This window comes from Caballeronia glathei (genome assembly GCF_000698595.1).
Classification (GTDB): Bacteria; Pseudomonadota; Gammaproteobacteria; order Burkholderiales; family Burkholderiaceae; genus Caballeronia; species Caballeronia glathei.
Map to the genome: position 1 here is coordinate 19,635 of NZ_JFHC01000005.1, position 12,117 is coordinate 31,751.

The following is a 12,117-nucleotide window of genomic DNA, read 5'->3' on the forward strand; positions in this document are numbered from 1 at the left end:
ACGCCTCAGGTCGCGATCAGAAGCAGGATCAGGCCGAGCGCCATCGCGATCAGGCCGCCGATGCGGATATGGTGGGTCGGCCGCTCGGCGATCCTGCGGAACGTATCGCGCCACGCGGTGGGGAACACGAACGGAAACATTCCCTCGATGATCAGCATCAGCGCGAGCGCGAGCAGTAACGTTGCAGCCATATCCATTTTATTGAAGGCGCCGGGCAAGCCCCGGCGCGCGGACGTTTCAGCGCTTGAGCGCAGGCGCTGCGTCTGCCCCGCCGTTCGGGCCCCGCATGAAGCGGAAGAATTCGCTGCCCGGATCGACGACCATCACGTCGCCCGGCTTGAACGTCTTCTTATACGCCTCGAGGCTCTGGTAGAACTGGTAGAACTGCGGATCGCGGCCGTAGGCGTCCGCTGCTATCGATGCAGCCTTGCCGTCGCCCTCGCCCTTGATCGTCTGCGCCTGGCTGTAAGCCTCGGCGAGAATCGCTTCCTGCTGGCGGTCGGCGTCGGCCTTGATCTTGTCCGCTTCGGCCGTGCCCTTCGCGCGCTCGTCCGCCGCCGCCTGCTGGCGCGCCGCGATCATGCGCTTGTAGACCGAGTCGGCGACGGCCGGCGGAAAGTCGATGCGCGTCATCTGCAGATCGACGAGTTCCACGCCGAACACCGCTGCCGGCGCTTCGATCGCCTTCTGCGCCTCGGTGCCGATCGCCTGCTGCTGGGCGAGCACATCGTTCAGCGAGCGCTTCGTGAACGCGCTGGCAAGCGCCGTGCGGGCAAGCGCGGTGAGACGCTCCTGCGCGCTTTGCGTGTTCTTCTCGTTGCTTTCGAAAAGCTTGAGCGGATCGGCCACGCGGTACTTGATCACCGTGTTGACCAGCACCTCGTTCTTGTCCGACGTCGTGAAGCGGTCGGAGCCGGTTTCGTCGATGGTGAGCGTGCGGGTGTCGATCAGCGTGAGCGTCTGGAAAGGCGGCGGCAGCTTGAAGTGCAGGCCGGGGCCGTCGAGCTTCGGATTGCCTTCGCCATGCGCGGACACGATGGCGGCATGCCGTTCGTCCACGACAAACATCATCGACGAGCCCACGAACAGCACGATGACGACAGCGACGACGAGCGCAACGATTCGATTCATGATCGCGCTCCTCATTGCAGGTCGTCTTGACGCGTGCGCGAGCGGAACGCATCGCGCGAACGCGACGGATCGCCCGCCGCGCCCTGGCTCGCACCGCTTGCGGCGCTGGCCGGCGCGGCCGCCACGGCCGATGCCGCCGCGGCGCTCGCCGCGCGTGCCTGCTGCGCCTCGGTGGCGCCCGGCGTCGCCGCCGCGCCGCTGGCGGGCGCCGTGCCGGCCGCTTCGCCGGCGCGCTGACGGCTGGCGTCGGCGAGCTTGTCGAGCGGCAGATACAGCACGTTGTTGCCCCCCTTGCCGTCGACGAACACCTTCGTGGTGCGCGAGTAGATCTGCTGCATCGTGTCCAGGTACATGCGTTGACGAATCACGGCCGGAGCCTTCGAATATTCTGCGTAGACCTGCTTGAAGCGCTCGGCATCGCCCTGCGCCTGCGTCACCACGCGATTGCTGTAGGCGCTCGCCTCGTCGATCGTGCGCGCCGCATCGGCCTTCGCGCGCGGCAGCAGATGGTTCGCGTAGGCCTGCGCCGTGTCGCGGGCGCGTTCGTTGTCCTGGCGCACCTTCGCCGCTTCCTCGAATGCCGCCTGCACCTGCGAGGGCACCTGCACGCTCTGCAGCGTGACGCCCGTCACCTGAAGGCCCGTCTTGTAGGCATCGAGCGAGCGCTGGATCGTGTCGATGAGACGCGCGCGCAAGGTCTCGCGGTCCTTGTAGAGCAGGTCGTCGGTGGTCTGCGCGCCGGCGATCTCGCGGATCGCGGCCTGCCCCGCCTGCATCACGCTCTGGTCGGGATCGAGGTTGCGAAAGAGGTAGTCGGTCGGCGACTTGATCTGGTATTGCACGGCAAAGCGCACGTCGACGATATCGGCGTCGTTGGTGAGCAGCGACGCATCGCGCACGTTCGCCTGCGTGACCGCGTTGCTGCGGCCCACTTCGACGGAGCGGATCTGCGACGTGTTGACGATTTCGTGCGTCTGGAACGGATACGGCAGACGCCAGTGAATGCCCTGGATCGCTGTCGACTTGAACTGCCCGAACTGCGACACCACGCCGACATGCCCGTCCTGCACGACGAACACGCCGCTGCCGAGATAGATCGCGATCAGCACGCCGATGACGATGCCCACGCCGATGCGCGCGCCGCGGCCGTTGTCGGTGCGCGGGGCGCCGTTGCCGGGCTTGCGTCCGAAGAGGCCGGCGAGGCGCCGGTTGAAGTCGCGCCACATTTCATCGAGATCGGGCGGGCCGTCGCCGTTCTTGCCGTTGCCCGGGCGCTTCGGATCCTGCGGCCGCTTCTGGTCGTTCTTGGTGCCGCCATTGCTGTCGCCCCGCCCCCAGCGCGGGTCGTCGATCGAAAAGACGGCATGCGAGGGCTGCCGGTTACTCCGCTCGTTGTAGTCGTTCACTCGGTGATTCACCATTAGACAGCCGGTCAATGCAAATCGGAACAGGTCAGAGCCCGTGCTCGGGGACCTTGCGGTCGTCACTCTCGTCGGCTGACCGGTGGTCTTCCGGTAGCGCGGTTCCGTCGTACGGCGAGGCTTGCGTTGATTCGGGTGATTCCGTGGATTGCTCCGATTCCGCGAATTCGGCTGGTTCGTTGAATCCGCTGGAATCCGATGCAGCGATTTCGGCGATGGCAGCGCGCAGCGCATCGAGCCCCTGACCCGTGCGTGCGCTCAAAAAGACGCGCGAAATATTACCATACTCATCCCTTTCAACCGCGTCGCCGCGGGCCGCCAGTTCGGGCACCGCATCGATCTTGTTGAAGACGAGAATCTGCGGAATCGTGTCCGCGCCGATGCCGCGCAGCACCTCGTTCACCTGGTCGATCTGATCGAGGCGCACCGCGCTCGACGCATCCACCACGTGCAGGAGCAGGTCGGCGTGAATGGTTTCCTCGAGCGTCGCGCGAAACGCCGCGACCAGCTGGTGCGGCAGTTCGCGGATGAAACCCACCGTGTCCGACACGACCACATGCCCCGCCTCCTCGCCGAGAAACACGCGGCGCGAGGTGGTGTCGAGCGTGGCGAACAGCTGGTCGGCGGCGTACGCCTGCGCCTTCGTCAGCGCATTGAACAGCGTGGACTTGCCCGCGTTCGTATAGCCCACGAGCGACACCGACATCGTCCGGTTGCGCACGCGCTGGCGCCGCTGCGTGCCGTGCTGGCGGCGCAGCTTCTCGAGCCGCGCCTTGAGCGCCTTGATGCGCTCGCCGATCAGCCGGCGGTCGGTTTCGAGCTGCGTCTCGCCCGGCCCGCGCAAGCCGATACCGCCCTTCTGGCGCTCCAGGTGGGTCCACGCGCGAATGAGCCGCGTCGACAGGTACTGCAGCTGCGCGAGTTCGACCTGCAGCTTGCCTTCGTGGCTGCGGGCGCGCTGCGCGAAGATATCCAGAATGAGGCTCGTGCGGTCTACGACGCGGCGGTTGAGCGCGACCTCGAGATTGCGCTGCTGCGCCGGCGCGAGAGCATGATTGAAAATGACGAGTTCGACGTCGTTCGCTTCGCACGCGAGGCGCAGTTCTTCGACCTTGCCGCTGCCGACGAACATCTTGGCGTCGGGACTCGTACGGCGGCCGGTGAGCGTGACAGCGGGATTGGCGCCCGCACTTTGGGCGAGCAGACTGAGTTCTTCAAGACTGGCTTCGAAATCGATTTTGCCGAAGTCGATGCCGACAAGCGCTGCGTTGATCAAATTGAGGTTTTCGTTTTGAAGCGACCGGCGAATAGCTTTTTTATCGACGTAGGTCCGCCGGTCGCGACGAGGTTTAGGACGTTTCAGCGTCCGGGTGGAAATTCACCGGACGGGCCGGCACGACCGTCGAAATCGCGTGCTTGTAGACCATCTGGGTAACCGTATTCCGGAGCAACACGACGTACTGGTCGAACGATTCAATGTTCCCTTGAAGCTTGATGCCGTTGACCAAGTAGATCGACACCGGCACGTGCTCTTTACGCAGTGCGTTCAAAAACGGGTCTTGTAACAATTGCCCTTTGTTGCTCATAGCAAACTCCGTATTTTTTTGCAGGTTGACATGATTGTGAGCGAAGAAAAAGAGATCCGCCAACAATCGCTACACTATAGCCGATTTTCATTTTCGCACCATTCACCGCCAGGCGGCGAAAGGCTTGGTGCGCGCGGGACTCAGCCCTTGTCCGCGTAAGGGTTTCGGCTGGAACGAAACTCTATGCGCAATGGAGTGCCCACCAGCCCAAAAGTTTCGCGGAAGCGCCCTTCGAGGTAGCGTTTATAGGTGTCCGTGATCGAGTCGAGTGCGTTGCCGTGCACCACGATGATCGGCGGATTCTGGCCGCCCTGGTGCGCATAGCGCAGCTTGGGGCGCACCGGACCGCGGCGGCGCGGCTGCTGGAATTCCACCGCGTCGATGAGCGCGCGCGTGAGCTTCGGCGTCGGCAGTTTGGACATGGCGGCGGCGTAGGCGTCGTCGACCGATTTCATCAGCTGGCCGATCCCCGTCTTTTCCAGCGCCGACACGTAGTGGAATTTAGCAAAGTCCAGAAACTTGAGCTTGCGCGTCAGATCGGCCTTGGTGCGCTCGCGCACATGCGAATCCAGCCCGTCCCACTTGTTCACGCCAACCACGAGCGCCCGGCCCTGCTCCACCACGAATCCCGCGATGTGCGCATCCTGCTCGGAGATGTCCTGCTGGGCGTCGAGCAGCAGAATGACGACGTTCGCGTCCGAAATCGACTGCAAGGTTTTTACCACCGAAAACTTCTCGATCGCCTCGAACACCTTGCCGCGCCGGCGCAGGCCCGCTGTGTCGATCAGCGTGTATTTGCGGCCTTGCCGCTCGAAATCAACGTAGATCGAGTCGCGCGTCGTGCCGGGCATGTCGAAGGCGATCACGCGTTCCTCGCCGATCAGCGTGTTCACGAGCGTCGATTTACCGACGTTCGGCCGCCCGACGATCGCGATCTTCACGCCGTGCTGCGCCTTGGCCTCGTCGTCTTCCTCCGGCTGGCCGGCGTAGGCGACTTCGAGCGCGTCGCTGATCATCTCGGTGACGCCGTCGCCGTGCGCGGCCGAAATCGCGCGCGGGTCGCCTAAGCCGAGTTCGTAGAAATCGGCCGCGACGGCGGTGTATTTCATGCCTTCCGCCTTGTTGACGACAAGGAAGAGCGGCCGGCCGGTCTTGCGCAGATAGTCGGCGATCGCCTTGTCCTGCGGCGCGAGTCCGTTGCGGCCGTCGACGATGAACACCACCACGTCCGCCTCCTCCACGGCCTGGCGCGTCTGGCGCGCCATCTCGTGCAGGATGCCGTCTTTCGCGACGGGCTCGAACCCGCCCGTGTCGACGACGAGATACGGCCGGTCGCCGACGCGGCCCTCGCCGTAGTGGCGGTCGCGCGTCAAGCCCGGCAAATCGGCGACGAGCGCGTCGCGCGAGCGCGTGAGGCGGTTGAAAAGGGTCGATTTCCCCACATTGGGGCGCCCGACGAGGGCAATTACGGGTTTCATCAGATGTTGTTCACTGTTGAACGCAAGGCGGACAATTCCAGCGCATGGGGCGCGAAAGGTCTGAAAACGCCGCGAGAAAAGGCTGCGTTTTGTCGAAAATTAGCATGGATTCGGCATGCGGCACGTTCGGATGCGTGGAACGCGCGGGATTGCCGCCGGCCGCGCCGCTTTCTTGCCTCGCGCCGTCCGGTCGAAGCGCTTTTCTTGCGGCCGCCTGGTGCAGCTTTCGGTGCTGCTTTCGCGAGCGCGCTCATGCCGCGCGCCGCTCGTGTTTCTTTCGCCCCGGCGTTGGCGCGCCGGGCGATCGTGAAAGCCGGCGCTTCGCCACGGCCATCACGCGAATCTGCCGCCGCGAACGTGAAGCGCCGGCAGCGCATAACGCACGCGAGCCGGCAGCGCCGGCTCGCGGTCAAATCAGGCCAGTCGGTCAGCGCGGGCGGAATCCGTAGATGCCGCCGTCGTGCGTCTGCACGACGAGCGTGTCGCCCGCGAGCACCGGCGCCGCGGTGATCGCGCTGCCGTCGGTTTTCGCGCGGCCGACCAGTTCGCCCTTGGTGGTGTCGAGGAAATGCACATAGCCTTCGTAATCGCCGACGACCACCGCGCGCCCGAGAATGAACGGCACACTGACCTGGCGGTTCTTCAGCTTGTCCGATTTCCAGAGCGGCGTGCCATCGGTGGCGTTGAACGCGTTGACGACTGACCAGTCGTCGCCGGCTGCGACGATCTGATCGTCCTGCGCGAGGCCGCTGTCGCTGGAAAAGGCCCGCTCCCACACGGAGCGGCCCGAATTCGCATCGAAGCAGCCGATGCGGCCCTGGAACGTGACCGCGCACGTCTGGGCACCGACGAGCGTCGGCGCGCCGGTCACGTCGTTGATGCGCTCGACCTCGGTCACGCCCTTGGGGAACGACACGGGCGCCTGCCAGAAGGCGTCGCCTGTTTGCAGGTTGATCGCGGCGAACGTGCCGCCCGGGAAGCCCGCGAGGACGGCCTGGTTGGCCGCGAACGTCATGCCGGCCGCGACGCGCAGGTTCAGCGGAACGGCGCGCAGCTGAAAGACCCACTTCTGCTCGCCCGTCTGCGCGTTGAACGCGATGATCTTGCCGTCGATCGTGCGCACGACAACGAGATCGTTGCCGACGAGCGGCGGCGAGATGATCTCGCCCGGCGCGACCGCGTTCCACAGCTGCTTGCCGTCCGGCCCGAGCACGTAGACCGCGCCTTTCAGGCCGCCAACCGCCGTCAGGTTGCCGTCGCTGCCGACGCCCGCCGACAGGTCGTCCTTGAGCTTCGTGCGCCACACGTCCTGACCGGTCTTCGCATCGATCTTCGCGACCGTGCCGTTGACGCCCGCCGCATACACCGCGTCGCCCACGGCGACCGGGGCGAACAGATACCGGCCGGACTTGCCGACGCTCGCCTTCCACACTTCGGCGACGTTCAGGACCGGCTTGATTTCCACGAGCGGTGTCGGCACACGACGTTCGTCCTTGGTGGATGAGCAAGCTGCCAGCAAGGCAGTCATCGCACAGGCAAGCGGGAGAGCGTAGCGTTTCAGAAGGGTCATCGGTGGACGCAAGTTAATAGAGAGATTCAGTTGATCGGCGTGCGCGGCGGCTCGCGCTCGTCAGCGTTTGCGCGATGTCGCGCCGGCCGCACGGGCGCGCCGCGAAGCACGGGAGGCGGCGCAGTTCAGCCGCCGAGCGCATCCAGCTTGAACTGGACGAGTTGGCGCGCGGACGTGTCGCTCTTCGGCAGCGTGTCGAGTGCCACCTTGTAGGCGGCACGAGCGTCATCGCGCTTGCCCTGGGCTGCGAGCAGATCGCCGCGACGGTCGGACACCACGCCCTTGAACGCGTCGAGCGGCGCATCGGCGAGCACCTTCAGGCCTGCGTCGTAGGCTTTCTCGTCGAGCAGCAACAGCGACAGGCGCAGTTTCGCGATCTGCTTGTACTCGTCGTCCTTCGCGTGGTCCGCCGTCCATTGCAGCTGCGCCTTCGCGGCGGCCGTGTCGCCCGCCGCGTACAGCGCCTTCGCTGCGGCGAGCGCGGTCATCTGCGCGTAGGCGGTGCCGCCGAACTTGTCTTCCATGTCGGAGGCGACACGCGAGATCTTCGCCTTGTCGTTCGAATTGACCGCCTGCTGAACCTGGTCGTACAGCACGGCCGCTTCCGCCGCCTGGCGCCGCTGCCAGTAGTTCCAGCCGTTGAAACCCGCCGCGACCACGAGCGCAGCAAGGACGACCCACGTCACCCCGTTGCCCCACCTGGCCCACCAGTGCTTCAGATTTTCCAGTGATTCTTGTTCGTCGTGATAGCTCATTGCCCAGCCGTTCCTTCCTTGCCTTATTTATGGCGCGCACCGAGCCGAACCCTCTCGATTGGGCCCTGCGCGCACGGTCGCTGCCTAAAATTTAATCAGCGCCGTCATCGGCGGATGCAACCATCGCATTGATTAGATATTCGGTCAAGTCTTCCAGCGCGACGTTCGCCTGCTCGTTCTTCTGGCCGTCCTTGTCCAGATTGCGCAGTGGTTTCACGCCCGCGGTGCCCTGCGCGAGTTCGTCCTCGCCCAGAATCACGGCGAACGCAGCGCCGCTCGCGTCGGCCTTCTTCATCTGCGATTTGAAGCTCGCCGATGCGCCGTCCGCGCTGCAATGCAGGATCACGTCGAGGCCGGTGTCGCGCAGGCGCTCGGCGATAATGAACGCCTGTTCGGCCGCGGCTTCGCCCTGGTGCACCACGTAGACATCCGTGCCCTCGTCTTCCGGCACGAGCTTCTCTTCCTTCAGCAATTCGAGGATGCGCTCGACGCCCATCGCCCATCCACATGCCTTCGTCGGCTTGCCGCCGAGCTGCTCGATCAGCGGGTCGTAGCGCCCGCCGCCCGCGACAGTGCCCTGCGCGCCGAGCTTGTCGGTCACCCATTCGAACACCGTGAGGTTGTAGTAGTCGAGGCCGCGAACCAGACGCGGATTGATTTTGAACGGAATGTTGTTCGCCTTCAGGAGGCGCTGGACGCCTTCGAAATGCGCCCGCGATTCGTCGCCGAGAAAATCGACGAGCTTCGGCGCGTTCTGCGCAATTTCCTGCAGTGCCGGATTCTTCGTGTCGAGCACGCGCAGCGGGTTCGTATACAGGCGGCGCTTCGCTTCCTCGTCGAGCAGGTCGACGTGCTTTTCGAGATACGCGATCAGTTCCTTGCGGTGAGCCGCGCGTTCATCGGCCTGACCGAGCGAGTTCAGTTCGAGGCGGATGCCGGTGAGCCCGAGGTCGTCCCAGAGGCGCTGGCACATCATGATGATTTCGGCATCCGCATCCGGCCCCGCGAAGCCGAGCGCTTCCACGCCGACCTGATGGAACTGCCGGTAACGCCCGCGCTGCGGACGCTCGTGGCGGAACATCGGCCCGATGTACCACAGGCGCTTCGGGCCGTCGTAGAGCAGGTTGTGCTCGATCGTCGCGCGCACCACCGCCGCCGTGTTCTCGGGGCGCATGGTGAGATGCTCGCCGTTGAGCGCGTCGGTGAAGCTGTACATTTCCTTCTCGACGATGTCGGTCACCTCGCCGATTCCGCGCGTGAAAAGCTGCGTATGCTCGATGATCGGCGTGCGGATTTTCTGGTATCCGTAGGCGCGCAGCATCGACTTGACGGTCGTTTCGAAGAAATCCCACAACGCGGCATCCTGCGGGAGGATGTCGTTCATGCCCTTCACGCCGCTCAGTTTCTCGAGCCGTTTCTTCTGTTCTGTCATCTGTCTTTAGAGTGATGCCGCGGCCGTCTCTTCGCGCTTGCCGTAGGTGCGCGCGACGTAGTCGCTTACGATTTGCTGGAATTCCTCGGCGATGCGCTCGCCACGCAGCGTCTTCACCTTCACGCCGTCGACGAACACGGGCGCCGCCGGATTTTCGCCGGAGCCCGGCAAGCTGATGCCGATATTGGCCTGCTTCGATTCGCCCGGGCCGTTCACGATGCAGCCCATCACCGCGACGTGCATCTTTTCGACGCCCGGATACTGGTCGCGCCAGACCGGCATTTCATTGCGCAGGTACGTCTGGATCTGCGACGCGAGTTCCTGGAACAGCGTGCTCGTGGTACGGCCGCAGCCCGGGCATGCGATCACCATCGGCGTGAACGAGCGCAGGCCCATGGTCTGCAGGATTTCCTGGCCGACGATCACTTCGCCCGTGCGTGCCCCGCCCGGCTCCGGCGTGAGGGAGATGCGGATCGTGTCGCCGATGCCTTCCTGCAGCAGCACCGACAGCGCCGCCGTGGACGCGACGATGCCCTTCGATCCCATGCCCGCCTCGGTCAGGCCGAGATGCAGCGCGAAGCTGCAGCGCCTCGCCAGTTCGCGATACACCGCGATCAGGTCCTGCACGCCACTCACCTTGCACGACAGGATGATCCTGTCGCGCCCGAGGCCGAGCTCGACCGCGCGTTCCGCCGAGCCGATCGCCGACTGGATCAGCGCTTCGTACATCACGCTCTGCGCGTCCCAGGGCGTCGTGCGCGCGGCGTTCTCGTCCATCATGCGCGCGAGCAGGTCCTGATCGAGACTGCCCCAGTTCACGCCGATGCGCACCGGCTTGTCGTAGCGCGCGGCCGCTTCGATCATCTGCGCGAACTGGGTGTCCCGCTTCGCGCCCTGGCCGACGTTGCCCGGGTTGATCCGGTACTTCGACAGCGCCTCGGCACATGCCGGATAGTCGCGCAGCAGCAGGTGGCCGTTGTAGTGAAAGTCGCCGACGAGCGGCACCGTCACGCCCATCCGGTCGAGCTGCTCGCGCACGTGCGGCACGGCAGCGGCCGCTTCCGGCGTGTTCACCGTGATGCGCACGAGTTCCGAGCCCGCCTGCGCCAGTTCCTTCACCTGAATGGCGGTGCCGATGGCGTCGGCGGTGTCGGTATTGGTCATCGACTGCACGCGCACCGGCGCGTCGCCGCCGATCGTCACGAGCTGGCCGCCCCAGCGCACGTCGACGCCATGCGACGCGCGGCGCTTAAGCGGCCCGCCGAACACCGGCTCGGCCGAACAAATCTTGCTGCTGATCAGGGATTGAGCTTCGGATTGCATCTAAAAACCCTCTCGCACCGCCGGCTGTCACGCGGTGGCGCATTTGTGGACCCTATGAAACCAGCACCGCCGGCAACAGCCGGCGGCACCCTCGATTCATCGACTCGCCGCGCCTTCAGGGCAGCGAGAAGCGCGCGACGTTGCCGCGCGCCACGGCATATTTGGCGGGATCGACGGGTTCGTCGTCGAGCGTCAGCGATTCGAGCCCGGCCCGGTTGCCGATCGTCACCTTGAAAGGCAGTTCGCCTTCGACGCGCTGGGCGTCGCCCGCGCGCACGAGACCAGAGAATACTTCCTTGCCGTCTTTCTGGCGCACGCTGAACCAGCTGTCCTGCTTCACCCTCATTTCGAGCGCGTTTCCGCCCGTGCCCGCGACAGCCGGCGCCGATGCGGGGGCCGGGGCCGGCGTCTGGGCCGCAGCCACCGCCGCGGGTGCCGAAGCCGCCGGCGCGATGGCGCTCGCGCCCTGAACGGCAGCAATCGCCGACGACGACGCGGGCAGCGCGTTGGTGCCGAGCGGATGCGGCATCGGCTGGGCGCCCTCGCCGGCTGCCGCAGTCGCGGTCTCGCCCGGCGACGACGCCTCGCCGGTGTTTGCTGCAGCCGCCTCGTCGGGTGTCGCGACCGACGACGCCGCGCTCGTCCCGCCCGCGCTCGACACCGCCGTGCCATTGGCGCTCGCCTTCAGGCGCGCGAGCCACGCGGCGGAATCGCCGCCCGTATGCCACATCGCGAGCGCGATCACGGCCACGATGACCGCCGCGACGCCCCACAGCCACGAGCGGCGGCGCCCCGAACCGCCGAGCGGCACGGACACGCGTCCGCGCGGCAATCCGCTACCGGACGACGCCGGCAACGTGAGATTCTGTTCGACCGGTCCGCTCGCGCGGCGCAGTGCCGCGGTAAACGGTGCCGGATCGGCGCCGAGCATTTTCGCGTAGCTGCGCACGATACCCGCCGCGAAGGTGCGGTCAGGCAGGTGGCTCAGGTCGCCCGCTTCCAGCAAACGCAATTTTTGCGGCGACACCTTGAGTCGCGCCGATACATCGTCGATGGACCAGCCCTTCGCCTCACGAAGTTGCATGAGGCGCGCTCCGACCGCCGCGATCGATTCCAAGCTCCCCGCCTGAACTCCGCTTGACGCTGCCCCTCCGGACATTGCCTGACCGTCCGGCTGGCCGCCAGGTTGATTGCCGGTATGACCGCCGAATGGCGCCGGGTGCTGCGGCTCACTCATCCCAAATTCCTCGCATCGATTCTTTTATTTGACGCTGTGCAACGCCGAACTACATACACGTAAACCGTGTGCACGATACAGCCCGTTGCCCGTCGCAGACCGCTTTATAACAAAATGTGCGGTTTTTCGTGCCGCATCCGATCGCTTGCTTCGCTTTTCTTTGCCGCTTTTCTTTGGTTTTCGC

The 12,117-nt window shown here is 65.3% G+C and carries 12 protein-coding genes; all 12 read right to left on the minus strand.

What is annotated here, in order from left to right; translation table 11 throughout:
• Nucleotides 1-5: 5 nt before the first annotated feature.
• Nucleotides 6-197 carry a DUF2065 domain-containing protein gene (locus BG61_RS05465; protein ID WP_035930454.1) on the minus strand — a complete coding sequence of 64 codons (192 nt, stop codon included), beginning with the start codon at nt 195-197 and terminating at the stop codon, nt 6-8.
• A gap of 40 nt (nt 198-237) precedes the next feature.
• The gene (gene hflC / locus BG61_RS05470; RefSeq protein WP_035930707.1) at nt 238-1,131 is read right to left on the minus strand and encodes a protease modulator HflC; all 894 of its coding nucleotides are present in this window, start codon (nt 1,129-1,131) and stop codon (nt 238-240) included.
• Nucleotides 1,132-1,142: 11 nt separating this feature from the next.
• Entirely contained in the window at nt 1,143-2,537 is a 1,395-nt protein-coding gene (hflK, locus tag BG61_RS05475) for an FtsH protease activity modulator HflK (RefSeq protein WP_035930708.1), read from the minus strand.
• 46 nt (nt 2,538-2,583) lie between these two features.
• Nucleotides 2,584-3,828 (minus strand): GTPase HflX, encoded by a 1,245-nt coding sequence (gene hflX, locus BG61_RS05480; protein ID WP_035930457.1) that lies wholly within the window; start codon nt 3,826-3,828, stop codon nt 2,584-2,586.
• Between the two features lie 73 nt (nt 3,829-3,901).
• On the minus strand, nt 3,902-4,138 hold the full coding sequence (hfq, locus tag BG61_RS05485) for an RNA chaperone Hfq (protein WP_035930711.1): 237 nt from the start codon (nt 4,136-4,138) through the stop codon (nt 3,902-3,904).
• A 140-nt stretch (nt 4,139-4,278) separates the two neighbouring features.
• Nucleotides 4,279-5,616 (minus strand): ribosome biogenesis GTPase Der, encoded by a 1,338-nt coding sequence (gene der / locus BG61_RS05490; RefSeq protein WP_035930459.1) that lies wholly within the window; start codon nt 5,614-5,616, stop codon nt 4,279-4,281.
• Nucleotides 5,616-5,870, minus strand: coding sequence for a hypothetical protein (locus tag BG61_RS41760; protein ID WP_152565218.1), 255 nt, complete (start codon nt 5,868-5,870; stop codon nt 5,616-5,618). Before BG61_RS41760 ends, der begins: the two co-directional genes overlap by 1 nt.
• Before the next feature lie 173 nt (nt 5,871-6,043).
• On the minus strand, nt 6,044-7,186 hold the full coding sequence (gene bamB / locus BG61_RS05495; protein WP_035930462.1) for an outer membrane protein assembly factor BamB: 1,143 nt from the start codon (nt 7,184-7,186) through the stop codon (nt 6,044-6,046).
• 125 nt (nt 7,187-7,311) lie between these two features.
• Nucleotides 7,312-7,941 carry a tetratricopeptide repeat protein gene (locus tag BG61_RS05500; protein ID WP_035930464.1) on the minus strand — a complete coding sequence of 210 codons (630 nt, stop codon included), beginning with the start codon at nt 7,939-7,941 and terminating at the stop codon, nt 7,312-7,314.
• 91 nt (nt 7,942-8,032) lie between these two features.
• Complete coding sequence (hisS, locus tag BG61_RS05505) at nt 8,033-9,373, minus strand: histidine--tRNA ligase (RefSeq protein ID WP_035930466.1); 1,341 nt, start codon at nt 9,371-9,373, stop codon at nt 8,033-8,035.
• A gap of 6 nt (nt 9,374-9,379) precedes the next feature.
• Nucleotides 9,380-10,696, minus strand: coding sequence for a flavodoxin-dependent (E)-4-hydroxy-3-methylbut-2-enyl-diphosphate synthase (ispG, locus tag BG61_RS05510; protein WP_035930469.1), 1,317 nt, complete (start codon nt 10,694-10,696; stop codon nt 9,380-9,382).
• A 115-nt stretch (nt 10,697-10,811) separates the two neighbouring features.
• Nucleotides 10,812-11,933, minus strand: a complete 1,122-nt coding sequence (locus tag BG61_RS05515; RefSeq protein ID WP_035930471.1) for a helix-turn-helix domain-containing protein — start codon at nt 11,931-11,933, stop codon at nt 10,812-10,814.
• Nucleotides 11,934-12,117: the final 184 nt, after the last annotated feature.

What these genes read in the sequence shown, in the direction of transcription:
- bamB (WP_035930462.1), bottom strand. Translation starts at nt 7,186, where the DNA reads ATGACCCTTCTGAAACGCTACGCTCTCCCGCTTGCCTGTGCGATGACT.
- der (WP_035930459.1), bottom strand. Translation starts at nt 5,616, where the DNA reads ATGAAACCCGTAATTGCCCTCGTCGGGCGCCCCAATGTGGGGAAATCG.
- BG61_RS41760 (WP_152565218.1), bottom strand. Translation starts at nt 5,870, where the DNA reads ATGAGCGCGCTCGCGAAAGCAGCACCGAAAGCTGCACCAGGCGGCCGC.
- BG61_RS05465 (WP_035930454.1), bottom strand. Translation starts at nt 197, where the DNA reads ATGGATATGGCTGCAACGTTACTGCTCGCGCTCGCGCTGATGCTGATC.
- hflC (WP_035930707.1), bottom strand. Translation starts at nt 1,131, where the DNA reads ATGAATCGAATCGTTGCGCTCGTCGTCGCTGTCGTCATCGTGCTGTTC.
- BG61_RS05500 (WP_035930464.1), bottom strand. Translation starts at nt 7,941, where the DNA reads ATGAGCTATCACGACGAACAAGAATCACTGGAAAATCTGAAGCACTGG.
- ispG (WP_035930469.1), bottom strand. Translation starts at nt 10,696, where the DNA reads ATGCAATCCGAAGCTCAATCCCTGATCAGCAGCAAGATTTGTTCGGCC.
- hfq (WP_035930711.1), bottom strand. Translation starts at nt 4,138, where the DNA reads ATGAGCAACAAAGGGCAATTGTTACAAGACCCGTTTTTGAACGCACTG.
- BG61_RS05515 (WP_035930471.1), bottom strand. Translation starts at nt 11,933, where the DNA reads ATGAGTGAGCCGCAGCACCCGGCGCCATTCGGCGGTCATACCGGCAAT.
- hisS (WP_035930466.1), bottom strand. Translation starts at nt 9,373, where the DNA reads ATGACAGAACAGAAGAAACGGCTCGAGAAACTGAGCGGCGTGAAGGGC.